Consider the following 24,682-nt stretch of genomic DNA (forward strand, 5'->3'; position numbering starts at 1 on the left):
ATCGTGATCGTCGTCGCGTCTCAGCGCAGCACCGAGTCCAGCAGCCCGGGGAAGAGCGCGTCGAGGTCGTCGCGGCGCAGCGTCAGCATCCGTCGGCGGCCGTTGGGCTCGTTGCGGATGATGCCGGCTTCGCGCAGCACCTTCATGAAGTGCGACTTGGTCGACTTCGGGAGGTTCGGGTCGGTGGAGTGGCAGGCGGCCATGTCGAGGGGGCCGTCGGCGAGCTGGCGCGTGATGGCGAGGCGCTCGGGGTCGCTGAGCGCGAAGAGCACGTCGGTGAGTTGGATCTCGGAGCGCTCCGGGTGCGGAAGATCGCCAGGCATGGTTCGAGAATAGTTGAACAATCGATGGATGGCGAGTACGCTCCGATAGTTCGATGATTCTCGAACCATATGAGGAGTCGCCATGACCAGCACCGAGCCGATCGTCCGCCCGTCGGCGCCCCTTCGACGGGCCCAGGAACTCGGCGGGAGCACCGCCGTTCCTCGCGCACGGTTCGGGTTCGGGCTCGCGATCTTGGCGCAGATCCTGATGATGGTCGGGGCGAGTGCGCCGTCGCCGTTCTACCCGGTGCTCGCGCAGAGCATCGGGTTCGAGGCGATCGTGATCAGCGCCGTGTTCGCGGTGTACGCGGTGGCGCTGCTGCTCACACTCCTCACCGCCGGGTCGCTCTCGGACCACGTCGGGCGACGTCCGGTCGTGATCGCGGGGTTCCTGCTGCTGGCGGGGAGCATGTTCCTGTTCTGGCACGCGGATGCCGTCGCGATGCTGTTCTTCGCGCGCATCCTGCAGGGTGTTGCGAGCGGTCTGCTGATCTCGGCGCTGTCGGCGACGGTGCTCGACTTCGCGCCGGGCGGGCGCGCGGGGGTCGCCGCGCTGTGGAACGCGCTGAGCCCGGGGATCGGACTCGCGCTCGGAGCACTCGTGTCGGCCGTGGTGCTCGACCTCAGCGGCGAGGCGCTGCTCGACGTGTTCGCACCGTTGAGCTCGGCGTACATCCTGCTCGCGGCGCTGTTCTTCCTCGTGCCCGAGACGGCGCCGCGCAAGCCCGGGGTGTGGGCGTCGCTGAGCTTCCGGCTGTCGATCCCGCCCGCCATCCGCGCGGACTTCTGGCGTGGGGCTCCGGCCGTGATCGCCGGATGGGCGACCGGTGGGTTGTTCCTGTCGCTGGGCGCGAACATCGTGCGGGGCGAGCTCGGTGGCGAGGCGCATGTGTGGCAGGGGCTCGGGGTCGTGCTGCTCGCCGGGGTCGGCGCCGTCACGGCGTTCGTACTGCGGAAGATCGCAGCGCGGTCGATGGTGCTGTTCGGCACGTCGGCGCTCGCGGTCGGGACTCTGCTGTCACTGATCGCGCTGGGCGTCGGGTCGCTGCCGTTCTACCTCGTCGCGGCCGCCGTCACCGGAATGGGCTTCGGCACCGCGTTCTCGGGAGTGGTCGCTTCGCTCGCCCCGCGGATCCCGGCGACGCAGCGTGCCGACACCTTCGCCGTGATCTACCTGCTGGCTTACCTGGCGTTCGGGGTGCCGGCAGTGATCGCCGGAGCGTTGGTCGGGGTGGTCGGGCTCGAGGCCGTGTGCGTCGGGTACGGGGTCGTGGTGATCGCGCTGGCGGGGGTTGCCTTCGGGCTGCGGGTGCGGGCGGGGCAGTAGGCGGACGAGATGCGCTCATCCTGGCTGTCAACCAGGACAGAAAATTAGGTTTTCGCGCAAAGGAACGCTGCCGCGGTCGCTGTCATCGCCAGGTGAAGGCTTCCCTCGCCAATCGGGCCGTCAGCGTTGCGGGAGGCGCGTATCCCGTCCGTTGCATCATAAATTCCCGCGCCGTCGCCTCTCGTTCTTTCGCCGTGCGCGACTTACGCCAAGCTTCTGTCTCACGTAAGTCGTCAGCCACCGCCTCCATCATCTCTTCGAGCGCGAGGTAGGCAGAGGCCGCGTTCTCTCGCACCGACCGGCTGGCACGCTCGAGAGCCCATTTCACCGTGGTGGCGTCATCGTCCGCACTCGTTAGCTCATCCGCAACCACGCGGCCCACGACTGTGCGCTGATTCTGGCTCGCAGCACGGTATCGCGGATCGAGTTCGATCTGATCCGCGAGATAGGCCACGCGGATCGCACGGCTGTCACGTTGGTCGACCCAGGCCATTCGACGCTCGGCCGCCCATTCGTCCCGGGAACCGCTTAGTTCATCAGACCAATCCGTGCCGGCGAGGAAGAGCGCCGTGGCGCCAAGGCCGAACCAGCGCATCGCAAGGCCTTGCGGTTCACCATGATGTTCCCTCGCGAGCTGGACCATCGCGGCGGGAGCTTCCCCGTCGAACTCAGCCAGGAACTCGTCAGCGTCGAAACGGTCAATCGTCAAGCTGACGAAAGGAGCGAGCATGGACTGCGCAAGGTTGAGAGCAGTTTCGACGGAGGTGGCGTCGATATGCAGCACAAATGTCGGGTCCCCCGGAAATACCGCTTCAAGAATCGTCAACCCTCGCCCTTCGGCGACGTCGCGTATCTCGTTGACCAACTGCGTCAGATCATTCACGGGTACCCCTATCCGCTGGCCTCTCCCAGGAAGCCGGCCCTCTCTTCTCGAACAGGAAGTCGGTGCTCGCCCCAATCGCGAGCGATCCACTTGCTATCGCGTGAGCCGACAGCCCATCAGGACCCCGTCATCGGGTTGGTCGAGATGTCGATGACCCCGAGCGGGAACGGACTGAAGTAAGACCACGAGCCGGAGGAGAAGTGCTCGAGCGGGGTCAGCTGGAACCACACGTGCGACACGACGAGGGCGATGGCGACGAGCAGGCCGGCTCCTTGGATCGCGCGTTCCATCGTCCGCAGGGCCGCGCGCGCGTCGACTGCCTTGGTGACGCGGCCGAGGGCGATCAGGACGATCAGTGCGATGCCGACGTAGACGAACACGCTGGGGTGGAGCGACAACGAGACGCAGAGCGGAGCCTGGTCGACCGACCGGCCCTCGGCATCGATGAACCCGCCGTTGGCGTCGATGCCGCCCGGGCAGATGCCCTTGCTGCCGCTCATGAAGACCGAGTACACGACTCCGGCGACGACGGTCCAGATGAGCATCTTGCGGATGCCCGCGATCACCACGGCGCCGGGGAGCCCGGAGACGGCGGTGTCGGCCTGCGGGGCCGGGGGCGGTGTGAGTGACACGGAGGACTCCTTCGAGGTCGGTCCCCTTCATCATGTCGGAGGAGCTCGCGGGAAGGAAGGGCGGAGCAGCGCCGCATCCGCAGCATCCGCTCTACGCCCTACGCCCTGGCGATGAATGGAAAGCCGGTCCGCAGCACAGGCGGATCGCCGCTCAGGAGAGCAGCGATCCGCCGGTCGTGGCTAACGCTGGCTACAGTGCCCGCAAAGAGGATGGCCGCCAGTCCCAGCCAGCCGATTGTGGGCCGGGATCTGCCGGCCGCTCACGCAGTCGTCATAGGTGTGGTGGACATCCGGATCGCTCTGGTTAGACGAGTGATAAGCGGATACACGCATGTTGTTGCTCCTTTGCATCGTCGGTGCCGAAACGCCTCCGGCGCCTGTACTACAGGAGCTTCGAGCGACGCTTCTGATACATCCATGAAGAGACGCAAACTCGGTGCGCGCAGCCTCCGGAATATCGGTAGGGTTCGGCGAGAGAGCCCGAAGAGAAAGACGGCGACGATGCCCGAAACACCTCAAGGTTGGTACCCCGACCCGCATCAACCTGCGCAGCAGCGTTGGTGGGACGGAGTGCAGTGGACGACCCACACCGCCCCTCTGGGGCAGGCGCCCGCAGCGGCCGTCGCGGCGACTCCGACAGAAGCGAAGTCGTCGCGGATGAAGGTCATCATCATCGTCGGCGCCGTGATCCTGGCGGTGACGTTGCTCACTCGCAGCTTCGGTGTGATCGTGATGTTCGCGGGGCTGTTCTTGTTCTTCATCGCGATCTATGCGCTCGTTCGGGGCTCGGCCCAACTGTTTCGCGTACGCTCCCGCGGTGCCGCCTGGGCCGCACTCGGGATCGCCTTCGTGCTCATGTTCATTGGTACGGGAGCGAATGCCGCGCTAGGCGGACCGGGATCGAACACCACCGGCTCGGAGCAAGCGTCGACCGAGGCCAAGCCCTTCGTCTCAACTCCGACAGAGAAGCCGACGCCCTCTCCGAAGCCGACGACATACGAGGAAGTCGACGTGACGACGGTCGTTCCCTTCGAGCGGACCACGGTCGACGACCCACAGTTGGACGTCGGCAAGACCGCTGTCACGACCGGTGCCGACGGAACCAAAGTCACCACGTACCGAGTGACCTACGTCGACGGAGTGGAGGTCGCGCGCGAGTCGGTCAGCGAAGCAGTCACCGTCGCTCCGGTGAACGAGGTCACCTCGAACGGCACGCGGCCGCCCGCTCCCGCACCGGTGCCCCTCGTCCAACCGGCCAACGACTGCCACTCGAGCTACGCCGGCGTGTGCGTTCCGATCGCGTCAGACGTGGACTGCGAGGGTGGCAGCGGCAATGGTCCGGCGTACGCTCGCGGTCCGCTGCAGGTTGTCGGACCGGATGTGTACGACCTCGACCGCGACGGGGACGGGATCGCCTGCGACTGACGCGGACGGGGCAGCCCACCGCGACGACTGGCTCCGGCGACTGGTGACGCTGCCCTGAGCAGCCCCCACCCCGCGGCATGCGGGTGCGGTCAGGGGCGCTGAGCGGCCGTCAGGTGAAGGTGAGTGTGAGGGTCGGCACGGACGACGCGCCGGGCGTCAGCGAAGCGACGAGCACCTCGGTCGCGGGCGGCGTGCGCGTGAAGTAGCCGAGGAACGGGGTGGTCAGCGATCCCTGTGCGGGGATGGTCGCCGTGCACACGACGGTGGTCGACGTGAGCGAGACCGCCCAGGAGCCGAACCCGTATCCGTAGAGTTCAACGGCCCCTTGCTTCCTGGGGGCGACGAAGACGACATCGATGGGGTCGTCGCTGGAGTTCGTCGCGGTGAAGTAGGTCTCCGCCTGTCGGGTCGTGGCCATCTGGGCCGTCCATGTCCACGAAAGGGCCTGCGTGCTCGCTGCGGCCAGCGGGGTCGCGGCGGCGACGGCGATGACGGGCGCGGCCCATACGGCCGCTCGCAACACGCTGCGTCGATCCGGTGCGTTCGTCTCTTCCACGGTTCTCCCCTTGCCGCGTCGCCGAGCCCCGCGCCCGATCGATTCTGAGACTAGTGGAGGTGACGCGCCGCTCCATGACGGCTCTACGCTGGAACGTCTGCCTCATCTCGAGGCGCCTTCCCCTGGAGCATCCATGTCTACAACGACGATCGACGATCGTGCCCGGTATCGGGCGAATCCCACGGTGCTTCAGGCGCTGAAGAATCCGCGGATGCTGACCCGCGAGGTGCTGGCCGGACTCGTCGTGGGACTCGCGCTGATTCCCGAGGCGATCGCATTCTCGGTGATCGCGGGGGTCGACCCGAAGGTGGGGCTGTTCTCGTCGTTCATCATGGCGGTGTCGATCGCGTTCCTCGGCGGGCGTCCGGCGATGGTCACCGCGGCGACCGGAGCCGTGGCACTCGTGATCGCGCCCGTCGCCCCGACATACGGGCTCGACTACTTCATCGCGACGGTCATCCTCGCCGGCATCTTCCAGGTGATCCTCGGGGTGATCGGCGTCGCGAAGCTCATGCGCTTCATCCCCCGCAGCGTCATGGTCGGGTTCGTGAACGCGCTGGCGATCTTCGTATTCAGCTCGCAGTATCCGCAACTGGTCGACGTGCCGTGGTTGGTGTATCCGCTGGTCGCGCTCGGGATCGTCGTGATGATCCTGATGCCGAAGATCACCAAGATCGTGCCGGCGCCGCTCGTGTCGGTGGTCATCGTGACGGGTGTCGTGCTCGCGTTCGGCATCACCGTGCCCACCGTCGGCGACCAGGGCGAGCTGCCGAAGAGCCTGCCGGAGCTGTTCATCCCGAACGTTCCGCTCACGTGGGAGACGTTCACGATCATCGCCCCGTTCGCCCTCGGAGTCGCGCTGGTCGGGCTGATGGAGTCGCTGCTCACCGCGAAGCTCGTCGACGAGATCACCGACACCCACTCGCGCAAGAGTCGTGAGGCGTGGGGGCAGGGCGTCTCGAACGTGCTGTCGGGGATCTTCGGTGGCATGGGCGGCTGCGCCGTGATCGGTCAGACCATGATCAACGTGAAAGCCTCGGGTGCGCGGACCCGCATCTCGACGTTCTGCGCCGGGATCTTCCTGTTCCTACTGGTGGTCGTGTTCGGCGACTTCGTCGGGACGATCCCGATGGCAGCCCTGGTGGCCGTGATGATCATGGTCGCGATCGGAGCGTTCGACTGGCACAGCGTGCGACCGACGACGCTGAAGCGGATGCCGAAGAGCGAGACCTTCGTGATGGTCGCGACTGTGGTGCTCGTGCTGATCACGCACAACCTCGCCGTCGGAGTGGTCGGCGGGGTGCTGGTCGCGTCGGTGCTGTTCGTGCGGCGGGTGGCGCATTTCGTGACCGTGACGCGCGTGCTGTCTGAGGCGCGGGATGTTGTGACGTACGTCGTGGAGGGGGAGCTGTTCTTCGCATCGAGCAATGACCTGACGACGTTGTTCTCGTACTCATCGGATCCATCTCGGGTCGTGATTGACCTGTCGGGGTCGCATGTGTGGGATGCGTCGACCGTTGCCGCGTTGGATGCGATTGAGACGAAGTATGTGGCGTTGGGGAAGACGGTGAAGATCGTCGGGATGAATGAGAGTAGTTCGCGGATGCGCGGGCGGTTGACGGGTGGGTTCGAGTAGGGGCACCCACGGGAGCAGTCCGGCAGCGCTCAATGCGTCTCGGAAGCCATCAATACGGGTGGAGCGATGGGTCGGCCGGCCGCGGTCCTATGCCTCCCCCGGCGCGAGCCGGTCCACGGCTACGGGGCGGGCAAGGCCTAATGAGTGTGCAGTCGCTGGCACGCATCGCCGAAGCGCTCGATGTTGATGCCGGCGAGCTGCTGGAGTGCTTGATCAGCGCAAAGTACCTGCACGCAAGAGCTAGCTGAGCGACACGGCACGCGGGCTGATTGAGCTCTCCGACGTCAGTGGAATATCGGGACGCCGGTAGGCCGATACCGTAGGGATCGGGTGACGCGGTGAGATGCCGCGCGCTCGTGAGAAGGAGACCCGATGACGCTCGCGCCCGCGAACCCTGACCACCTCACGCAGCGAGAGCTCGAGCACGCCCTCTGGGGTGCGGCCAACGCACTCCGTGGCCCGGTCGATCCCGGCGACTTCAAGGCGTACGTGTTCCCGGTGCTCTTCTACAAGTGGATCAGCGACGTCTACGACTTCTACCACGAGCAGGCGCTCGACGACCTGGGTGACGAATGGTCGCAGGAGTTCGAGGACGAGGACTACCAGGCCTTCGTCATCCCCGAAGGCTCTCACTGGGACGACACGTTCGAGGTCACGAAGAACAGTGGTAAGGCGCTGAACAAGGCCCTCGTCGCCATCCAGGAGGCGAATCCGGGCAAGCTCGCCGGCGTCTTCGGCGACGTGAACTGGTCCAACCAGGAGCGCATCCCGCAATCGGCGCTCCGTGCGCTCATGCAGGTCTTCGACAAGCTGACACTCGACCCCAACCACGTCTCCGGCGACATGCTGGGATCGGCGTACGAATACTTGCTGCGCGAGTTCGCTGAGGCATCCGGGAAGAAGGCCGGCGAGTTCTTCACCCCGCGGCACGTCGTGCACCTGCTCGTAAAGATCCTGGACCCGCAGGAAGGTGACTCCGTGTGTGACCCCGCCTGCGGCTCTGCGGGCATGCTCGTGGAGACGACCGAAGCCGTGAAGCTCGCCGGCGGCAACCCCAGGTCGCTGTTCCTGTACGGCCAGGAGCAGAACCTCACCACCGCGGGCATCGCGCGGATGAATCTCTACCTGCACGGCGTGGAGGACTTCGAGGTCAAGCGGGGCGACACGTTCCGTGACCCGAAGCTCAAGGACGACGCCGGGCGCCTGCGGCAGTTCGACGTCGTGATCGCCAACCCGCCGTTCTCTCTGGACAACTGGCCGGCATCGACCTGGGCGAAGGATCGCTACAAGCGAGCCCTGGGCGGCATCGTCCCGCCGGCGAAGAACGGCGACTGGGCGTGGATCCAGCACATGCTCTCGACTATGAAGGAGGGCACCGGACGCGTGGGCGTCGTGATGCCTCACGGCGTGCTGTTCCGCGGCGGCCGCGAAGCCGAGATGCGCCAGTGGGTGGTCGAGCAAGACAAGCTCGAGGCGGTCATCGGGCTGCCCAACAACCTGTTCTACTCGACCACGATCCCGGTGTGCTTGCTGATCTTCCGGGCTCAGAAGAGCGCCGAACGTGAGAAGCACGTGCTGTTCATCGACGCACGCTCCCGGTTCAAGCCCGGCAAGAACCAGAACACCCTCAGCGACGACGACGTCGACGCCATCGACGCTGCCTACAAGCGCGGCGAGGACATCGACGGTGATGGTGACCTCGCGCTGCAGCTCGTGCCCCGCGAGAAGATCCACGAGTTCCACTACGACCTCAACATCGGCCGGTACATCCAGACGGAGACGAAAGCAGAGGCGGACGTGGATGCGGCGTTGGCCGCGCTGCGTGATGCTCAGGCGGCGATGGATGCTGCGCGCGAGGCGTTGGACCTGCGGCTGAAGGAGGCGGGCGTCGGTGCGTGAGGGATGGCGAGTAGTCCGGCTGGGGTCTCTGGCTCTCCGCCGGACTGACTTCACGCCTGTTTTCGCCGACCAGCTTTATCGTGTAGTCGGTGTCCAGCGAAGTGGTTGGGGTCTCGTCGATCGCGATCCCATTCGCGGAGACTCGATGAAGTTTGACAAGCTCATGGAGCTGCACGCTGATGATCTGGTTTACCGGACGATCACGGCATTCGAGGCGCCCAGCACGGTGGTCACCTCAGAGTTCGAGGGCGCTTTTGTCACTCCTCAGACGTTCCCTGTGTACTCACTCGACCGGTCCACGCTGCTGCCGGGCTACATGGCACTGCTCACGACCTCGCCGACGTTCCACGAGGACATGTCATCCCGCTGTGTAGGTACAGTTCTGCGCCGGAAGACGCTCAGCAAGGGCGCCTTCGAGTCCATCCCGATCGCACTCCCGCCCCTCGCCGAGCAGCGCCGGATCGTGGACCTGATCGCGGCCGTCGACGATGCGATCGAGGCGGTGGATGGCGAGGTTGCGAGCATCGTCACGATCGTTCGGTCCCTACTTGACAGCCTCTTCCCGCAGGATAACGGGTTGGAGACTGTGCCTCTTGGGGCCATCGCGGCTCTAACTGACTGCGAGCACAAGACCGCACCTGCGACCGCAGGAAGTCCGTTTGCCTACTCAGTAGGTACACCAGCTGTTCGTGACGGTTCCTTGGTCATGAGCGCCGCAAAGCCCGTTAGCGAAACGACTTATCGCGAGTGGTCTGCGCGAACGACACCCGCGCCCGGCGACATTATCTTCACTCGGGAAGCCCCGGCCGGAGAGGTCGCCTTGCTAACCGCAGATGACCCTCTCGTCTGCCTAGGGCAGCGAACGGTTCTCCTCCGCGGCAATGAGCAATTCATGCCCAGCTATCTTTGGCTGGCGCTCCAGGCGCCACGTACCGGGGCCTGGATCGAATCTCGATCCATGGGGCAGACCGTGAAACGGATCAACATATCCGCGATCAAGGAATTACCGATCGTCACCCGAACGCTCGATGAGCAGGCCCTCGTCGTTACGACCGTCCGGTCAGCGATTGAACACAGAATTGCCGCCCGAGCCACCGCCGACGCCCTCCGCACCCTGCGCTCGAACCTGCTCACGGTGCTACTGTCCGGCGAGCACGAGATCCCCTCGAGCTATGACCAGTTCCTGAACCTCGACGAGGAGGTTGCCGCATGAGCGGGTACACCGAGAAGGACACGGTGCAGGCCGCGCTCATCGACCTGCTGGTGGATGCCGGCTGGACGCACGTGGAGGGTAAGAAGCTCCCACGCACGACGCAGCAAGTCTTCATTGAGGCGGACCTGCGGGACGCGATCGAGAGGCTGAACCCGGAGCTCGCCGGACGCACGGATGCCGTGCTGGCGAAGGTGCGCCAGGTGGCGCTGTCGGCCGAGGCTGAGGGGCTGATGGTCGTGAACGAGGAGTTCACGCACCTCCTTCGCGGCGGCGGCACCGTGCTCATGCCCGACACCAACCACGACGAGCCGTTCCAACTGCTGGACTTCGAGCACCCGGAGAAGAACACGCTGCTGGTCTCGGACGAGGTGACCTACCGCGGCGCCCGGTTCGATGTGGTGCTGTGGATCAACGGCATCCCCGTGGTCGTCGGCGAGACGAAGACGCCGGTGTCGGTGGTGAAGAGCTGGAAGGACGGCGCCAAGGACATCTACACCTCCTACGAGGAGCACCAGCCGGAGTTCTTCGTCCCGAACCTGCTCTCCTTCGCCACCGAGGGCAAGGACTTCCGCTACGCCGGTGTGCGCACCCCGCTCGATCACTGGCAGCGATGGGGCTCGAGCTCCATGCCTGCGACGGTCGAGGGTTGGGAGCGGGTCGTGATGAGCGTCACCGGCCTCCTGGCACCGCGTGTCGTCCTGAACCTCATCGAGCACTACGCGATGTACGACCGGCAGGACGGCGGCTCAGGCCAGACCATCAAGCTGCTGCCACGCTATTTCCAGTACGAGTCGGTGGAAAAGATCGTCGCCCGCGCGACCAGCGCTGCAGGTTCCCGGGGCCTGATCCATCACACGCAGGGGTCGGGGAAGACGCTCACGATGTCGTGGGTAGCGACCCGCCTCTACTTCGACCCGCGGATGCACAACCCGACCATCGTCGCCGTGGCAGACCGCACGCAGCTCGTCTCCCAGACCTTCGCCCAGTTCGCCTCCGCGGGCGTGCCGGAGCCGGTGAAGGCCCAGAGCACCGCAGTGTTGCAGCAGGCACTGCGCACGGGCGAGCGGGGCATTATCGCTACGACGGTCCACAAGTTCGCCGGCGCCGGGATCCTCACTGATCGTACGAACGTCATCCTGCTGGTGGATGAAGCGCACCGCACCCAGGAAGGGTCCCTGGGCTCCGACATGCGGGCTGCCCTGCCGAACGCGCACCGGTTCGGCTTCACGGGCACCCCGATCGCGGACCTGGACCGGAACACCTATCAGCTGTTCGGTGACGAGCGGGATCCCGGCTGGGCGCTGGACACCTACGACTCTGATCGTTCGATCGCCGACGGCACGACCGTGCCGATGAGGGTGATCCCCAGGCCCGTCCGGTTCGACGTCGCCAAGGAGGAGCTGGACGCGGCATTCGACGCGCTGGCGGATGAAGAAGACCTCAGCGACTCGCAGAAGGAGTCCTTCGCGCGCCGGGTCGCCAACGCCCGGGCCATCTTCCATAACCCCGAGCGCATCCAGCAGGTCGCGGCCGACATCGTCGCGCACTTCTACGCCTCAATCGATCCGCACGGGATGAAGGCGCAGGTCGTCGTCGCCGACCAGGAGCTGTGCATCCTGTATGAGCAGGCGCTGCGCGAAGAGCTCGCCAAGGCCGGCCGCGCAGCCCAAGTAGTTGTAGTGATCTCCGCCACAGGCAAGACCGAGTTCGAGTCGTACAAGCTCTCCGAGGGCGAGGAGGAGGCGCTGCTGGACAGGTTCCGGGACGTCGAAGACGACCTGAAGTTCCTGGTCGTGACCGCCAAGCTCGGCACCGGCTTCAACGCGCCCATCGAGGGTGTGCTGTATCTGGACAAGCCGATGAAGCTGCACACGCTGTTCCAGACGATCACCCGCACCAACAGGCCCTGGCGGCACCCGGGGACCGGGTTCACGAAGCGGTACGGCACGATCGTCGACTACGTCGGCCTCGGTGGTGCTTTCGCGCGCGCGATCGCCCCCAGCGATCCCGAGCATGCGCAGCGGCAGATCGAGACTGACGCGCTGCTGCAGAGCCTGGATGCGGCGCTGAAGGAGATGCGGCGACGCTTCGTGGGCACCACTCGCGATGGGTCGATGGACTCGCTGCAGCAAGCCCTCGAGCGCCTCCCGCAGGAGAGCGAAGACCGTGCCGAGTACCGCGCCGAGTATCTCTACGCACAGGGACTCTGGGAAACCATCGCTCCCGACGAGCATCTCTCGGACTGGGAGAGCGACTACCGCTGGTACGCACAGGTGTATGCCGCGATCCCGAGCGAAGGCGACGAGGATGACATCCTCTGGGAGCGGCTGGGACCGAAAACCCGCGAGCTCGTGCACGCCCACATGCGTAACGTCCGGGTCGATGACCGCAACATCGCCGTGGTGATCGCCGATGCGGAGACCATCAAGAAGATGACCGACTCCGGACAACTGCCACCCGTGCCGACCGAGTACGAGGGCAAGTCCGCGCAGGAGATCGTCGATTCCCTCACCGCGCGGATCCGCAAGAAGCTCGAAGGCGGCGGCGCCAACGTCGGCGCCTACAGTTCGATCGCCGAACGGCTGGACCAGCTACGACAGAGAGTGATATCCGACGCGGACGACTCAGTTGCTTGGCTCGTGAAGCTGTTCAGCGTCGCCACAGACCTGAAGACCGTAGAGGACTCAGACGACAAGGGCGTGCTCGCCGACCTTCCGGACCCGAACGTGGGTGTGCTCACCCGCATATTCGAGGAGCACAAGCCGGCCGGGATGACCGTGATGGTCAGCCAGGTCGCCAAGGAGGTCGACCAGCTGGTCAGCCACGCGGCGCACCCGCAGTGGACGACCAAGGAGTCATCCATGAAGGCCGTCAAGCGCGAACTCAACGCCCTGTTCAAGAAATACGCGCTGCCTCGCACGGGCGAGCCCATGGAATCTGCGTGGAAGTACATCCTGAAGCACTACTGAGGGGTTGGAGCCAATGCGGTGAACGCGATTCTGGAGGTGGGTCGTGGCGTTGCTTGACAAGCTGCTTATCGGCGGAGCCGTGGCTGTGGTCGGTGCACTCGCTGTGAAGGGCACCCGGGAGACCACTTGTGGCTGCCAAGGAAGAGCAGCGCAGCAATAACCCACCGGGTCCGCTTCGGACCGAGACCGATTCCGCTCGGTGCTCAGTGCTCAGTGCCCTAGGCGTACACGCAGCTGTGTGTGAAGCGTGGCGACTGAAGAGCGTACCTGCCCCGCCACGCTCGAGAAGCTCTCGTTGAATGCGTGCTCGGCCAGCGCCTGCCTGGGCCGCGCTCCGTCGAGAGCAGAGATCGGGTACGCATGGTTAGGCGAATAGTGGACGAGATCGTTTCGAAGCTGCCTAGGCCCATCCCCGTCCGTCAGCAGGTTCGGTGGTGCGACACTTGCGTCCAAGCGTCGAATGGCGCGCGTCGCATGGTAAAGGCCAACGAACTGGAGTTTGAACAGCACCCCCTCGTCGCGGGGACTAGCCGGCGTAAGCAGCTCCAAGAATGCCAAGGCCGTGCGCAGCAAGTGAAGGTATCCGCTCTCAGCGATATCATCCATGCCAGCAACCGAGTAATAGTCGTCGCTTCGTACATCCCGCCGGCCGAAGGGCTGCAAGGCGTCCATGAATGACGGGAGATCCTCACGTTCGCTCGTCAGCGCAGCCGCTTGTCCCGACACCGTCGCCGACATATCGCGAACGACTGCGCCTTTTTCCCACGCGTCGGCTCCCAGAATCGTCCCGATTAGGTGCGTGTCGAGGACATCGACCCCGCGATGCGTGTAGAGGCCGAGGTCGGTTTCCCACTTTCGTGCCCACAAGAACGGAGTGTTGCCCATGAACTGCGCCTTGTGATCCACGGTGAGAGCGCGAAAGCGCTCGATCAAGACATCTTGCCCATCCTTGCTCGCATCGAACCACTTGGACGCGTTGCGGATGGATTCGACAAGCTCCAGCTCCGCATTAGGCAAGGTTTGCGCAAGGTCCGGTCGATGTTGGGTCAGCCACTTTCGAGTTTCGTATGTGATCAAACCGAATGCAGGCAGCATGGCCATCCCGAGAACGGATAGCTGCTCAGGCGAGTGCCTTCGGAACGCAAGGGCAGATCGCACAACGAACTCGGAGTCTTCTAGAATGGCGGAGACCGCCACATCCTCGTGGCTCGTTCCCAATCCGGAAGTCATACTCGACCCCGGCCTTCCGATTCGCGGATGTGCGCGTTGAGGTCCAGATTCACAACCACAGTCTACGGAGACGCATGACGGCTGCGGAGGGATCGCAGTCGGCAATAAGCCTCACTCAGTCGCGTCGCATGAAGGAACTACGACATAGGACCAAGGCACTGCTGGCACAGGGGCCGGCCGTCGAGATCGAAGATCCATCGACACAGCGATCAGTGCGTGGCAAGCCAACGAGGATCGACCGCCGAGTCGCGCGAGGTCACTGCGACCCCAATTCCGGTGCACGCTGCTGTCTGGGGCTTTCTCTCGCCTACCAGTCCCCCCCCCCCCCCCCCCCCCCCCCCCCCCCCCCCCCCCCCCCCCCCCCCCCCCCCCCCCCCCCCCCCCCCCCCCCCCCCCCCCCCCCCCCCCCCCCCCCCCCCCCCCCTCCCCCCCCCCCCCCCCCCCCCCCCCCCCCCCCCCCCCCCCCCCACCCCCCGCACCACCCCACCTCCCGACCTCCCCCCCCCCCCCCCCCCCCCCCCCCCCCCCCCCCGCATCGACCCCATCCTCCGATCCCACAGCCTCGGCCACCGGCACAGCATCCGCCAACCGCATCCGCTCGTCCTGACTCGATGCGATCTCCGCCGCCCCGCGTTCTCCTCCAACCGGTCCCGCCTCCGCGTCCTCGGAATCGACGCCACGCCGTCCGATAGCACCCACGCGAGCGCCACCTGCGCGACCGTCGCCCCACGCTCCTTCGCGACCTCCTCGACCCGCTCGACCAGCCGACGGTTCGCCGCGAAGGCCTCCGGCTGGAAGCGCGGCAGTCCGCGCCGCGCATCCTCTGGCGCCAGCTCGTCCATCGAACGAACGCCCGAGGTCAGCGTCCCGCGCCCGAGCGGAGAGAATGCCGCCACCCCGGCGCCGGGCTCGTCGGCCGTCGCCTTCTCATCGATGTGCCGCATATCGCGGGCGAAGAGCGAGAGCTCCGACTGCACGGCCGCGATCGGATGCACCGCGTGCGCCCTCCGCAGCGTGGGAACCGACGCTTCGGACAGCCCGCTGTGCCGCAACGACTGTTAGGCGGGAACGGATCCAAACCGCTCCCCCGAACTCACCTGCTGCGCCACCCGCCGCAACGCCAACAGCAACGGCTCCACCAGCACCGACCCCAACACCACGTACCGCACCGCAGCTTCCGCAGACTCCCCCGGCACCCCCGCGATCTCCGCTTCCGCAATCCGCCGCATGCTCGCGAGGTACTCCGCCATCGCCGCATCCGGAACGGTGAACCCGACGCGCTCCAACCCCTGCAGCGCCCGCGCGACCGCGTGCAGCACGGCCTCGTCGCACATCCCCGGCTTCCACCCGAGTCCCGCGACAAGAGCCTCGGCATCCGTCAGATCCAAAGACTCATCCACCGGCGGAGTGATCGCCGCATGCGCCATCCCGAGCAGGTTGTGCGCACTCTCCGGCGGCTCGTCCAGAGCAGCCAGCACCCGCCGCGTCTCGGCGATGCTCACCCCGGCGTCGAGCAGCGCCCGGATCACCCGCAGCCGCTCCACGTGCTTCTCGCCGTACGCGGCCTGAGTCGGCGCACTGCGCTCACCCTCGGGCAGCAGCCCCTCGCGCAAGTAGTACTTGATCGTCGGCACGGTCACGCCGGTCTGGGCTGACAGTTCGGATATTCTCATGGCCACCTCTTGACTTCGATAGTAGCGCTATCCATTATGGATAGTGTCGCTATCCAATCAAGGAGTCATCATGTCGAAAGTCATCACAGGCCGCATGACCCACCGCCACGAGGGCGAGCTCGTCGTGTTCCACATCGGGATGCAGATCAACCGCTGGTGGCGCCCCGACCTCTGGATGCCGGCCTTCTTCGCCATGCCGGGGATGCTGCGCGAACTCAGCACCGCCCCCGACTCGGGCATGCTCGGCTACCACCTGCTCTTCGGCTCGGGCGGACCCTACGTCGTGCAGTACTGGTCGTCCGTCGACAAGCTCTACGCCTACGCCTCCAGCCCGAACCAGGAGCACCGCCCCGCCTGGACCGCCTTCAACCGCGCAGCCCGCAAGGCCCCGGGTGCTGTCGGCGTGTGGCACGAGACCTTCCGCGTCGACACCGCCGAGAGCGTCTACGTGTCGACGAAGCCGATGGGCCTGCCGAAGGCGACGGAGCTCGTCGAGGTGCCGCGTCGTCAGGACAGGGCGCAGGCGCGGTTCGCGGAGGGGCGGACGGAGGCACAGCCACATCCGACCACCGCGGGCTGACGGGGAGCGAACGTGCCCGGAAAAGGTCTACCCGGGCACCCCGCGCTCTGCCACCATGAGGGCCATGGCCCCCAACGATGCTCCGCCCGCAGTGGCACCCAAAGGCGAACGGACGATGCTCGAGAAGCTCCACGACGGGCTGACGAGTCCCGGCGGACGACTCATCCGGTACATCCTCGTCCTGGTCATCGTCGGGGCCGCCGTGTACTTCTCCCTCGCGGGATGGTTCCAGGTCTGCGAGGTCGTCGAATCGGAGAAGGAAGGACTCACCCGCACCTGTTCGGGACCAGACCTCACGAGCGCCGGCGTGCTCGCAGCCGTCATCTTCGTGTTGCTGCTCCTCTGGCCCGACCTCTCGGAGTTCAGCGCCTTCGGAGTCACGCTGAAGAAGCTGGTTCAGAAGGTCGACGAGAAGATCACGGATACGCGCGACAAGGCGACCCATATCGACGGGACGACGACCGAGACGAAGTCGCGCCTTGAGAGTCTGAGTTCCACCATCGACAGTCAGGGCGGCGACGTCCGCGCACGCCTCTCCCTCATCCAATCGAACCTGACCCGCATGAGTGAAAGCGGATGGGGCCGCGAGACCGCACCCCCACGGACCAGCGCGTCACCGTTGACACCTGCCCCGCGCTGGGACCAGTTCGACCGCAGCAACTTCCTGAACGCGTGCCGCGGACTATCCGGCCCCGACGAGCTCGACGCGGCCATCAGCGAACTGCACGACATGATCGGCGAACCGTGGTGGCCTGACGCTCTCGAGTTCGGCGTCAGCGGCGACACCGCGAGTTTCGAGGGCCTCATCCTCGGACTCCTCCGACGATTCCGGGCACGGTGGGACACCCGCGCCGTGGAAGACCCCCACCGCGCCGCCGAGATCGACGCCATCCTGCGGGCCATCGAGAGGATGCTTCTCGCACTCATCAGCGGCAAGAAGGTCGACGACGATTCGATCCACACCGCCGCAGGAGTTCTGGTCCTCCTTCACCGAGTCGCCTGAGCCGCATCGAGCGCGAGGGTTCGTCTCGCTCTGCCCGCTCGACGAACGGAATGCTCAACCACCGTCTCCCCAGACCGCCGCCTGCTCATTCCGGAGAGGAACTGGGCGGCCCCGGCCGCTCCGGCCGCCGTCGCAGGAAGAACCGAACGATCCCGCGCACGACGAAGAACACGATCGCCAGGATCACGACGAGAACGACCACGCTGATGACGAGACCCCACCAGCTGAACATGGACCCGGTCATACTTCGTTCTCCTCAGGAAAGGCCGAATACGCAACGGCAGCTTCGTTCGAAGTTCAGGATCCCGCACATTGCGGCCGACTTCGTCAAGGGGCACGCCGCGCCGCACATTGAGCACCGCGATTACGCGGTTCCAGAAGGTCTCGTTTGCGAACGCCGACTCGTTCCTCTTCTCAGCCGCAGCCGCGAGCGTGCTGGTCAGCAGGGAAACGAGGGCGAATATCGGGCCCATCCACGGTGCGCGCGCCCCGAGAGCGAAGCCCACCACGACGACCACTCCCATGATCAGAAGACCTGGGATGAAGCCCGTCCTCCTATAGGTCGTCGACGGCGCCCCTCCGAGCACAAGGCCCGCGCTCACGGCCAGAGCAGCCGTCAACACGTACGTCAGAATCTCGCCTTCGATGCTCATCGTCACGATCGTGTTCCCCAATCCATCAGCAGGTCACTGCTCCATGCGGGCGCTCCGCGAAGCTCCGGCCCCGCTAGCGAGGTTCGATCCGATAAAGAAAGCAAGCAGCCCGATCACAAGGTACGCGGGAAGCGCATCTGCGGCTGGGGTATCAAGGCCTCCTGTCCACCCGAACCACGCCAGGAAGCCGAACCACACCGCAATAGGGATGAGTGCGAGAACAGTGCCTACCTTCCGCCCCGCTCGTCCAGCCAAGGCTCCCCAAAGGAGAAGAGCCGCTCCTACGGCGACGTAACCCATGGTTTCGGGCTCAGCAGTTCCGCACCCGGACGGCCCACCGACGCCGACCGCGCAATGGATCGAAATGCATCCGCGGACCCCGAAGCCGCCTACTAACCTTCATGCGAGCCATCAAAGCATACATATGAGGACATGCCGATATTCCTCGTCTGCGACTGATCCAGGGGCAAATTAAGGGCCATCACCCTCGCGTCGCAGAGCGCTCGGGACAGCGATAACGTCTTAACGGTCAGGGCGGGGTCGATCAACGAAGGAGCAGCAATGACGATCTTCGAACCTTCCATTGCAGGGGAATGCGTGGCGAAGGCGATGATCTCGTGACGACTCAACGCGTCCGCGGCACTGCGCTCGAGCGTGCGATCGTCGTGGCAATGATCCTCGTCGGCGGCGCGCTACCGGTCGCCGCCAACGCGCCCGTGTTCCACGACGTCGTGTGGGTGTTCTGGCTCGCAGCCCTCGCCCTCATCGTCGGCGCGTTGGCTCTGGTGCTGCGCATCAACTGGCGCGACCGACGCTCCGGAGATTCCTGAGCCCCTCACCGATCCGCCTCGCTACTCACTCAGTAGTGGGCCGGATTCTGCCGTTCACCTACTCCGCAATCCCCCGCAGCAACCGCACCACCGTCTCCTCGACCCGCTCCGCACTCAACGGCTGCCCGATCAGCGCGGAGTACGAGGCCATCGCGATGAACTGATCCGCGATAGCGGCAGCATCCACGTCCGCCCGCACATCCCCGTCGGTACGCCCGCGCGACACTCTTTCCGCCACCCACTCGCGGATCGGCGCGGCCAGCCGCTCGTTCAACACCAACCCGAGCTCGGGGTCAGCCGCCGTCACCTCGATGAGCGCCCGAGCCAGCGCGACACCTTCGGGCCGAGCTAACCCGGCGGACATCGCCGAGAACCACGCGCGCAGATCCGCGCCGAGGTCGGCCGTCATCGGCACCGATACGTCTGCTCCCGGCAGCGTCCCCTCGAGCAGCGCCTCACCGAGGATCGCAGCCTTCGACGGCCACCACCGGTAGATCGTCTGCTTCGAGACCTCCGCCGACTCAGCGAGACCCTCGATCGTCACGGCCTCGTACCCGTCTGCGGCGAGCGCGCGCCGCATCGCCTCCAGCACGGATTGACGGGCTTTTTCACTACGAGGACGGGGCACCTTTCGAGCGTACTCAGGCGTACACTGGAATATAAGTAGACGCACCGTTGCGAAACTCGAACAAGGAGAAAGAGCATGGCCCTCACCGCACACTCCACCATCGGCGACTGGATGAACGACCCGACCGGCGGGCCCCTCATCCGCGCACTCTTCGAGCAGACCGGCGCCGACCCCGAACTCCTCACCCCCGTGCTGGGCCTGCCCCTGCAGCAGCTCGTCGCGATGAGCCAGGGCCAGCTCCCCCAGTCGGTCGTCGACGACCTGGTGCGCGCGGCCAACGGCGGCGAGATCCCCGAAGACGACGAGTCCGAGGGCTGGAACGAGAAGGTCACCTCCGGCCGCTTCGCCGGCAAGACCGTGATCGTCACGGGCGCCGCCTCCGGCATCGGCAAGGCCACCGCCTCGCGCATCGCCCGTGAAGGCGGACGCGTGATCGCCAGCGACATCGCCGCCGAGAAGCTCGACGCCCTCAAGGCCGAGCTGCCGGATGCCGACATCGTCACGGTCGCCGGAGACCTCACGAAGCAGGACGCGATCGACGCCGTCATCGCCGCCGCGGGCGACCGCATCGACGGCCTCGCGAACGTCGCCGGCATCAACGACGACTTCTCCCCCGCGGGCGAGACCCCGGATGCCGTCTGGGACCGCGTCATCGCGATCAACCTCACCGCTCCGTTCAAGCTCATGCGCGCGGTCATCCCCGTCATGGAAGCCGCCGGTCGCGGCGCCATCCTTAACGTCTCGAGCGAGGCCGGCCTGCGCGGCAATGCCTCGGGCAACGCCTACACGGCCAGCAAGCACGGCATCATCGGCGTCACCAAGTCGGCCGCCTTCATGTACGGACCGAAGGGCATCCGCGTGAACTCGGTGGCTCCGGGCGGCGTCGCCACCGGCATCCCGATGCCCCCGAACATGTCCGAGTACGGCTCCGGCCGCCTCGCCCCGTTCCAGCAGGCGATCCCGACCGTCGCGACGGCCGAGCACCTGGCGGCATCCATCACGTTCCTGCTTTCGGACGACGCCGTGAACATCAACGGCGCCATCCTCGCCTCCGACGGCGGATGGTCGGTGCAGTAACCCGCACCCGCGAAACCAACGCCCCCGCCGACCCGAACGGCGGGGGCGTTTCGTGTCTGTCGGCGAGCGCAACCCCGTACTCACCGTTCCCGCCCCGCCCTACACTCGACCGCATGCTGAAGCTCGCATCGATCGTGATCCGCGTGAACGATCTCCCCGCGCAGGCACGTTTCTGGAAAGCGGCCCTCGAGTACGTCGAACGCGACCCGGCGGAAGACGACTGGGTCGTGCTGAAACCCCGCGACGCCGACGCCCCCTGCATCTCCCTCGACGCGCACCACTCCGAACGCGTGCTGCCGCCGCGCATCCACCTCGACATCTACGCCGAAGATCAAGCCGCAGAAGTGCGCCGACTCGCCGAGCTGGGCGCCCGCGAGGTGCACTGGGACGGCCGGCCGGCCGACGCCGACTACGTGATCATGGAAGACCCCGAGGGCAATCGGTTCTGCATCGTCGACCGCCCCGACTGGTCGGGATGGGAACGCGACTGACGACCACTCAAACGGCAGGGTCGGGCGCGGTTTCCGGCGCGACCGCCGGCGTCCGATCCCGCTCCACGACCATCCGCACCACCGTGCCGACGACGCCGATCACGAGCGCCACGATCACCGGCTGCCACACCTCGGCGAGCACCATCGGGAACACCCCCACCGACGCCCTCATCATCTCGGGAACGTCGCCGTCGAGCACCCGCATGCCGAGTCCGTACTGGATCGCGGTGAACAGCGCCGGTACGACCCACACCGCAAGGAGACCTGCGACCCAGACCACGATCCGCCACGCCGGCCGCACCCCGCACCACACCAGCGCCCCGCCGACGATGACCGCGGGCAGCCAGCGCGACAGATAGGGCAGGAACACCAGCGGGAAAGCCTCTCCCGCGACGGCCACGAAGCACCGGCTCACCCAGTCGCCGAACGGCACCGCCGCGAGCACGACACCGAGGGCGACCACGCCGACCGAGCGCCGCGACGTCATCCAGAAGCCCAGCTGCGCGAGGAGAATCGCCGCGACCACACCGCCGAGGAGCCCGGCGAAGTAGACCATCACTCGGCTGTCACCCCCGCGACCGAGCCCGAGCCCTCCGGCCAGCACGGCGAAGCTCTGCACCACCGCGATCACGTGCACGAGCAGCACCCCGAGCGCCGCGGGCCACACGGCGACCGCACGACGGCGCGCCACGAAATGCACCGCGAACCCGGCGAAGACCCCGCCGAGCAGCAACACCGAGAAGAGCAGCGTCGCGAAGTACTGACTCAGCGGCAGCAGCACGAACGGCATGTCCTCCGGCATCGTCGCCGACGCCCACAGGTTCTGCAGCGGAAGGATGCCGCCGCCGATCAACCAGGGCAGAATCCCCAGCACACCCCCGCCGACGCCGATCGCGAAGGGCAGGGCGCGAGCGCGCACGGGCGAATCGGCGGGTGGCGATATTTCGGTCATGGGGAGACGTTGGCACACGGATGCCGACACCACGGGAAGGCGCGACCGTATTCACCGGCAGACGACGGCACCCGTCGCTCGTCGCTCCGGCCGGCGATCAGACCTGGCCGGGTCGCCCGTCTCGCGCCATCGCCTGCCGGTGCGAGGTGAGCGCCGCACGCACGGCCGAGTAGATCACCAGCCACGCGATCAGGATGCCGATGAGGATGAACGCGAGGTTCATGAGGAGCCAGGGGAGGAGCGAGTCGCCGAACATGGCCTCAGGATGCCGCAGTCTCGCCACCCCGGGCGTCAGACTCCCCGCATCCGCTGCACAGCCGCCCGCACCAGCGCCGCATTCCCCGGCGCGCTGCTGCCGTCGGGGAGCAACAGAGTGTCTTCCAAGCCGATCCGCGAATCCAGGCCGAGCTCGACCGCGAGGTCGAACACCGGCCACGTCGAACCCTCCTCACCGTGCAGCAGGACGGGCAGGTCTGGCTCCTCGAGCGACACGTGCGCGATCATCCCCTCGGCGTGCTCGCGCACGGTCTCGGCCGGCTCATCGGGCAGCTCGATCAGAACCCGCAGGCACCGGTCGCGCACGGGCGAACGCTTCCACACCTCGAACCCCGCCGCATCCCACAGTCCCGCCTCGACAGCCACCCCGCGTCGCATCAGCAGGGCCGCCACCTCGTCGGCACCGGATTCATGCCAGTTGACGGATGCGTGGTCGGGCAGCTCCGTCCACGACTCGATCGCGGCCAGGCGACGCTCGACATCGGGCTCGGCCCACTCCCCGGTCGTCACTCCGACCAGCACACCAGGCGCAGCTTGACGGACAGCCCACACCCACCGCGCCACATCGTCGGCGGCCAGGCTGTCGCGGCCGGAAGAATCCTTCGGGTGCACATGCACCTCGCGCGCACCGGCGGCCACGGCCCGTGCAGCATCATCGGCGACCACGGCCGGGTCGAGACTCAACCACGGATGCTCCGCCGGATCCCTGGCACCGTTGACGCATGCCTGCAACAGCATGCGCCGCTCGGAGTCGGCTGCGCGTGCACGTTCAGACGGCACGCTCATCCGATCAGGTCGCGCGGGTGCCGCTCGTACGCGCTTTCGTCTTTCGAGGGACCCTCCTCGGTGCGCACCGTGTGCGCGACCTGGCGCGCCATCGCCGCACCACGAGCGGCCTTCACCGCATCGGCCTCGGTCTCGAAGCTCGCGCCCAACGTCTGCGATTCGCCCTCGATGCGGTTGAACCAGATGCCATTGCGATGGAACGTCTCGATATCACCTGCGGCCATGCGGGATCCCTTCTCTCGACTCCCTTTATACGACGGACGGCCGACAAAGGCAGAGCCCCTTGACAGCCTCCGCAGGGGTGTCCGATCCGGCCGCCTCAGCCGCCGAGGCCGGCCCGCCGCACCGCATCGCCCATCGCCGCGAACGCCTCTTCGAGGATCGGACGCGGGGTCGCGAACACGACCCGGACGAAGCCCTCGGCACCCCGCCCGAGCAGCCGACCCTCGGTGAGCACGACCCCGGCCTGTTCGCGGAAGAACTCCGCCGGCGGCCCGGAGATACCGAGCGCGCGGGTGTCGATCCAGCCGATGTAAGTCGCTTCGGGCGCCCGGTACACGGCGCCGGGCAGATGCTCCGCCACCAGCGAGGCGAGCTCACGCCGCGACCCGTCGAGATACTCGAGCACGTCGGAAAGCCAGGGCTTGCCCTCGTGATACGCGGCCGTCGACGCCACGACACCGAGGGTCGACGCCCCGTGCTGCACCGCGAATCCGAACCGCTTGTACAGCTGCTGATCCGCGTCGTTCGAGGTGATCAGCTGTGCGGTCTTCAGCCCCGGGACGTTCCACGCCTTCGACGCGCTCGTGCCTGTCACGGTATGCGCGGCCGTCGCCTCCGACACCGACGCGTACGGCACGAACGGTGCGCCGTCGTAGCGCAGCGGCGCGTGGATCTCATCCGCGAACACTCGGCCGCCATGCCGCTCGACGATCGCGGCGATGGCCTCGAGCTCTCCACGACCGACGATGGTGCCGGTCGGGTTGTGCGGGTTGCAGAGCACGAGCGTCCGCGCCCCCGCGGCGAACGCCTCGTCGATGCGTTGCAGGTCGTGCTGCCAGCGTCCATCGACCTCGACGCCGGGGACCTCGATCACCGGATGCCCGATCGCCGGCAGATATGTCAGGAACGGCATATATGCCGGAGTCGGCACGATCACCGGCGAACCGGCGGGTGCATACTCCTGCACCGCGACCCCGAGTGCGGCCATCACATCCGACACCGGATGCACGCGCTCCGGGTCGACCGCCCAGTCGTACTCGCTCCGCATCCATCCCGCGGTGGCCTCCCCCAGCTCCGCGGCCTGCGGCGGCGAGAGGTATCCGAGGTTCTCGTCGTCGACCGCCCGGTGCAGTGCCGCCGCGATCTCGGGCGCGATCCCGAAGTCCATCTCCGCCACCCATGCCCCGATACGACCGGGGTGCAGACTCCACTTGCGGCTCTGCGGCCTGTCGAGGAACAGGCGGGTGCGTTCGTCGAACGGATGCGAGGAGGAATGTGCGGTCATGGTCGTGGGTTCCCGCCGGCTCAGCCGACAGCGTCCGTACAGGACAGGTGCGGGGCACGGATCTCGGGCACGGGAAGCTCCATTCACAGCGGGGTCCGACCAATCTACGGACACCCCGTCGCGGTCGCACTTC

At 66.6% G+C, this 24,682-nt stretch carries 25 protein-coding genes; 11 read left to right on the top strand and 14 right to left on the bottom strand.

The window, feature by feature from the left end; all coding sequences use genetic code 11:
* Positions 1-20: 20 nt before the first annotated feature.
* Positions 21-323, bottom strand: a complete 303-nt coding sequence (locus J7E45_RS08700; protein WP_167633722.1) for a helix-turn-helix transcriptional regulator — start codon at positions 321-323, stop codon at positions 21-23.
* A gap of 82 nt (positions 324-405) precedes the next feature.
* Between J7E45_RS08700 and J7E45_RS08705 the strand changes: the two genes are divergently transcribed.
* Positions 406-1,650: an MFS transporter gene (locus tag J7E45_RS08705; RefSeq protein ID WP_215068534.1), complete on the top strand. Its 1,245-nt coding sequence runs from the start codon at positions 406-408 to the stop codon at positions 1,648-1,650.
* Between the two features lie 82 nt (positions 1,651-1,732).
* Here J7E45_RS08705 and J7E45_RS08710 read toward each other — a convergent pair whose 3' ends face one another.
* Complete coding sequence (locus J7E45_RS08710; protein ID WP_215068536.1) at positions 1,733-2,533, bottom strand: hypothetical protein; 801 nt, start codon at positions 2,531-2,533, stop codon at positions 1,733-1,735.
* Between the two features lie 116 nt (positions 2,534-2,649).
* On the bottom strand, positions 2,650-3,165 hold the full coding sequence (locus J7E45_RS08715) for a hypothetical protein (protein WP_215068539.1): 516 nt from the start codon (positions 3,163-3,165) through the stop codon (positions 2,650-2,652).
* 501 nt (positions 3,166-3,666) lie between these two features.
* Between J7E45_RS08715 and J7E45_RS08725 the strand changes: the two genes are divergently transcribed.
* Positions 3,667-4,590 (top strand): G5 domain-containing protein, encoded by a 924-nt coding sequence (locus J7E45_RS08725; protein ID WP_251053534.1) that lies wholly within the window; start codon positions 3,667-3,669, stop codon positions 4,588-4,590.
* Positions 4,591-4,699: 109 nt separating this feature from the next.
* Here the strand turns inward: J7E45_RS08725 and J7E45_RS08730 are convergent, their stop codons facing one another.
* The gene (locus J7E45_RS08730) at positions 4,700-5,146 is read right to left on the bottom strand and encodes a hypothetical protein (protein ID WP_215068541.1); all 447 of its coding nucleotides are present in this window, start codon (positions 5,144-5,146) and stop codon (positions 4,700-4,702) included.
* Positions 5,147-5,279: 133 nt separating this feature from the next.
* On the opposite strand from J7E45_RS08730, the gene J7E45_RS08735 reads away from it, so the two are divergent.
* The 4 genes from J7E45_RS08735 (at position 5,280) to J7E45_RS08750 (ending at position 12,863) form a co-directional block, all read left to right on the top strand.
* Positions 5,280-6,782: a SulP family inorganic anion transporter gene (locus tag J7E45_RS08735; RefSeq protein ID WP_215068543.1), complete on the top strand. Its 1,503-nt coding sequence runs from the start codon at positions 5,280-5,282 to the stop codon at positions 6,780-6,782.
* Between the two features lie 372 nt (positions 6,783-7,154).
* The gene (locus J7E45_RS08740; RefSeq protein ID WP_215068545.1) at positions 7,155-8,681 is read left to right on the top strand and encodes a class I SAM-dependent DNA methyltransferase; all 1,527 of its coding nucleotides are present in this window, start codon (positions 7,155-7,157) and stop codon (positions 8,679-8,681) included.
* 145 nt (positions 8,682-8,826) lie between these two features.
* Positions 8,827-9,894, top strand: coding sequence for a restriction endonuclease subunit S (locus tag J7E45_RS08745; protein ID WP_215068547.1), 1,068 nt, complete (start codon positions 8,827-8,829; stop codon positions 9,892-9,894).
* Positions 9,891-12,863: a type I restriction endonuclease subunit R gene (locus tag J7E45_RS08750; RefSeq protein WP_215068549.1), complete on the top strand. Its 2,973-nt coding sequence runs from the start codon at positions 9,891-9,893 to the stop codon at positions 12,861-12,863. The genes J7E45_RS08745 and J7E45_RS08750 overlap by 4 nt, the downstream gene beginning before the upstream one ends.
* Before the next feature lie 210 nt (positions 12,864-13,073).
* Here J7E45_RS08750 and J7E45_RS08755 read toward each other — a convergent pair whose 3' ends face one another.
* The 3 genes from J7E45_RS08755 to J7E45_RS08765 form a co-directional block, all read right to left on the bottom strand.
* Positions 13,074-13,964 (bottom strand): hypothetical protein, encoded by an 891-nt coding sequence (locus J7E45_RS08755; protein ID WP_215068551.1) that lies wholly within the window; start codon positions 13,962-13,964, stop codon positions 13,074-13,076.
* A 338-nt stretch (positions 13,965-14,302) separates the two neighbouring features.
* Entirely contained in the window at positions 14,303-15,088 is a 786-nt protein-coding gene (locus tag J7E45_RS18255; protein ID WP_374225455.1) for an aldo/keto reductase, read from the bottom strand.
* Positions 15,089-15,151: 63 nt separating this feature from the next.
* Entirely contained in the window at positions 15,152-15,766 is a 615-nt protein-coding gene (locus J7E45_RS08765) for a MerR family transcriptional regulator (RefSeq protein WP_215068555.1), read from the bottom strand.
* 70 nt (positions 15,767-15,836) lie between these two features.
* On the opposite strand from J7E45_RS08765, the gene J7E45_RS08770 reads away from it, so the two are divergent.
* Together J7E45_RS08770 and J7E45_RS08775 are read left to right on the top strand one after the other, a co-directional pair.
* Positions 15,837-16,346, top strand: coding sequence for a DUF4188 domain-containing protein (locus tag J7E45_RS08770; RefSeq protein ID WP_215068557.1), 510 nt, complete (start codon positions 15,837-15,839; stop codon positions 16,344-16,346).
* Between the two features lie 64 nt (positions 16,347-16,410).
* Positions 16,411-17,349, top strand: coding sequence for a hypothetical protein (locus J7E45_RS08775; protein ID WP_215068559.1), 939 nt, complete (start codon positions 16,411-16,413; stop codon positions 17,347-17,349).
* Between the two features lie 85 nt (positions 17,350-17,434).
* Here J7E45_RS08775 and J7E45_RS08780 read toward each other — a convergent pair whose 3' ends face one another.
* On the bottom strand, positions 17,435-17,593 hold the full coding sequence (locus J7E45_RS08780; RefSeq protein ID WP_215068561.1) for a hypothetical protein: 159 nt from the start codon (positions 17,591-17,593) through the stop codon (positions 17,435-17,437).
* Positions 17,594-18,619: 1,026 nt separating this feature from the next.
* Here J7E45_RS08780 and J7E45_RS08785 point away from each other — a divergent pair.
* Complete coding sequence (locus J7E45_RS08785) at positions 18,620-18,832, top strand: hypothetical protein (RefSeq protein WP_215068563.1); 213 nt, start codon at positions 18,620-18,622, stop codon at positions 18,830-18,832.
* A 58-nt stretch (positions 18,833-18,890) separates the two neighbouring features.
* Here the strand turns inward: J7E45_RS08785 and J7E45_RS08790 are convergent, their stop codons facing one another.
* A complete protein-coding gene (locus J7E45_RS08790; protein ID WP_308162086.1) occupies positions 18,891-19,460 on the bottom strand; it encodes a TetR/AcrR family transcriptional regulator in 570 nt (189 codons plus the stop codon).
* 75 nt (positions 19,461-19,535) lie between these two features.
* Between J7E45_RS08790 and J7E45_RS08795 the strand changes: the two genes are divergently transcribed.
* Both J7E45_RS08795 and J7E45_RS08800 read left to right on the top strand, forming a co-directional pair.
* Positions 19,536-20,537, top strand: a complete 1,002-nt coding sequence (locus J7E45_RS08795) for an SDR family NAD(P)-dependent oxidoreductase (RefSeq protein WP_215068565.1) — start codon at positions 19,536-19,538, stop codon at positions 20,535-20,537.
* Between the two features lie 113 nt (positions 20,538-20,650).
* On the top strand, positions 20,651-21,028 hold the full coding sequence (locus J7E45_RS08800; RefSeq protein ID WP_215068567.1) for a VOC family protein: 378 nt from the start codon (positions 20,651-20,653) through the stop codon (positions 21,026-21,028).
* Positions 21,029-21,035: 7 nt separating this feature from the next.
* Here J7E45_RS08800 and J7E45_RS08805 read toward each other — a convergent pair whose 3' ends face one another.
* The 5 genes from J7E45_RS08805 to J7E45_RS08825 form a co-directional block, all read right to left on the bottom strand.
* The gene (locus J7E45_RS08805) at positions 21,036-21,980 is read right to left on the bottom strand and encodes a hypothetical protein (RefSeq protein WP_215068569.1); all 945 of its coding nucleotides are present in this window, start codon (positions 21,978-21,980) and stop codon (positions 21,036-21,038) included.
* A gap of 97 nt (positions 21,981-22,077) precedes the next feature.
* Complete coding sequence (locus J7E45_RS08810; RefSeq protein ID WP_215068572.1) at positions 22,078-22,236, bottom strand: hypothetical protein; 159 nt, start codon at positions 22,234-22,236, stop codon at positions 22,078-22,080.
* Between the two features lie 35 nt (positions 22,237-22,271).
* Positions 22,272-22,994, bottom strand: coding sequence for a 3-keto-5-aminohexanoate cleavage protein (locus J7E45_RS08815; protein WP_215068574.1), 723 nt, complete (start codon positions 22,992-22,994; stop codon positions 22,272-22,274).
* 44 nt (positions 22,995-23,038) lie between these two features.
* Positions 23,039-23,266: a DUF2188 domain-containing protein gene (locus J7E45_RS08820; RefSeq protein WP_029263966.1), complete on the bottom strand. Its 228-nt coding sequence runs from the start codon at positions 23,264-23,266 to the stop codon at positions 23,039-23,041.
* Between the two features lie 95 nt (positions 23,267-23,361).
* On the bottom strand, positions 23,362-24,549 hold the full coding sequence (locus J7E45_RS08825; RefSeq protein ID WP_215068576.1) for a MalY/PatB family protein: 1,188 nt from the start codon (positions 24,547-24,549) through the stop codon (positions 23,362-23,364).
* Positions 24,550-24,682 lie beyond the last annotated feature (133 nt).

The organism is Microbacterium sp. ISL-59, assembly GCF_018613945.1.
In the GTDB taxonomy this organism is placed as follows: Bacteria; Actinomycetota; Actinomycetes; order Actinomycetales; family Microbacteriaceae; genus Microbacterium; species Microbacterium oxydans_B.

Coding starts and splice junctions, on each gene's coding strand:
- J7E45_RS08700 (WP_167633722.1), bottom strand. CDS start 323: ATGCCTGGCGATCTTCCGCACCCGGAGCGCTCCGAGATCCAACTCACC.
- J7E45_RS08705 (WP_215068534.1), top strand. CDS start 406: ATGACCAGCACCGAGCCGATCGTCCGCCCGTCGGCGCCCCTTCGACGG.
- J7E45_RS08725 (WP_251053534.1), top strand. CDS start 3,667: ATGCCCGAAACACCTCAAGGTTGGTACCCCGACCCGCATCAACCTGCG.
- J7E45_RS08735 (WP_215068543.1), top strand. CDS start 5,280: ATGTCTACAACGACGATCGACGATCGTGCCCGGTATCGGGCGAATCCC.
- J7E45_RS08740 (WP_215068545.1), top strand. CDS start 7,155: ATGACGCTCGCGCCCGCGAACCCTGACCACCTCACGCAGCGAGAGCTC.
- J7E45_RS08745 (WP_215068547.1), top strand. CDS start 8,827: ATGAAGTTTGACAAGCTCATGGAGCTGCACGCTGATGATCTGGTTTAC.
- J7E45_RS08750 (WP_215068549.1), top strand. CDS start 9,891: ATGAGCGGGTACACCGAGAAGGACACGGTGCAGGCCGCGCTCATCGAC.
- J7E45_RS08755 (WP_215068551.1), bottom strand. CDS start 13,964: ATGGCCATGCTGCCTGCATTCGGTTTGATCACATACGAAACTCGAAAG.
- J7E45_RS08765 (WP_215068555.1), bottom strand. CDS start 15,766: ATGAGAATATCCGAACTGTCAGCCCAGACCGGCGTGACCGTGCCGACG.
- J7E45_RS08770 (WP_215068557.1), top strand. CDS start 15,837: ATGTCGAAAGTCATCACAGGCCGCATGACCCACCGCCACGAGGGCGAG.
- J7E45_RS08775 (WP_215068559.1), top strand. CDS start 16,411: ATGGCCCCCAACGATGCTCCGCCCGCAGTGGCACCCAAAGGCGAACGG.
- J7E45_RS08780 (WP_215068561.1), bottom strand. CDS start 17,593: ATGACCGGGTCCATGTTCAGCTGGTGGGGTCTCGTCATCAGCGTGGTC.
- J7E45_RS08795 (WP_215068565.1), top strand. CDS start 19,536: ATGGCCCTCACCGCACACTCCACCATCGGCGACTGGATGAACGACCCG.
- J7E45_RS08800 (WP_215068567.1), top strand. CDS start 20,651: ATGCTGAAGCTCGCATCGATCGTGATCCGCGTGAACGATCTCCCCGCG.
- J7E45_RS08805 (WP_215068569.1), bottom strand. CDS start 21,980: ATGACCGAAATATCGCCACCCGCCGATTCGCCCGTGCGCGCTCGCGCC.
- J7E45_RS08810 (WP_215068572.1), bottom strand. CDS start 22,236: ATGTTCGGCGACTCGCTCCTCCCCTGGCTCCTCATGAACCTCGCGTTC.
- J7E45_RS08815 (WP_215068574.1), bottom strand. CDS start 22,994: ATGCTGTTGCAGGCATGCGTCAACGGTGCCAGGGATCCGGCGGAGCAT.
- J7E45_RS08820 (WP_029263966.1), bottom strand. CDS start 23,266: ATGGCCGCAGGTGATATCGAGACGTTCCATCGCAATGGCATCTGGTTC.
- J7E45_RS08825 (WP_215068576.1), bottom strand. CDS start 24,549: ATGACCGCACATTCCTCCTCGCATCCGTTCGACGAACGCACCCGCCTG.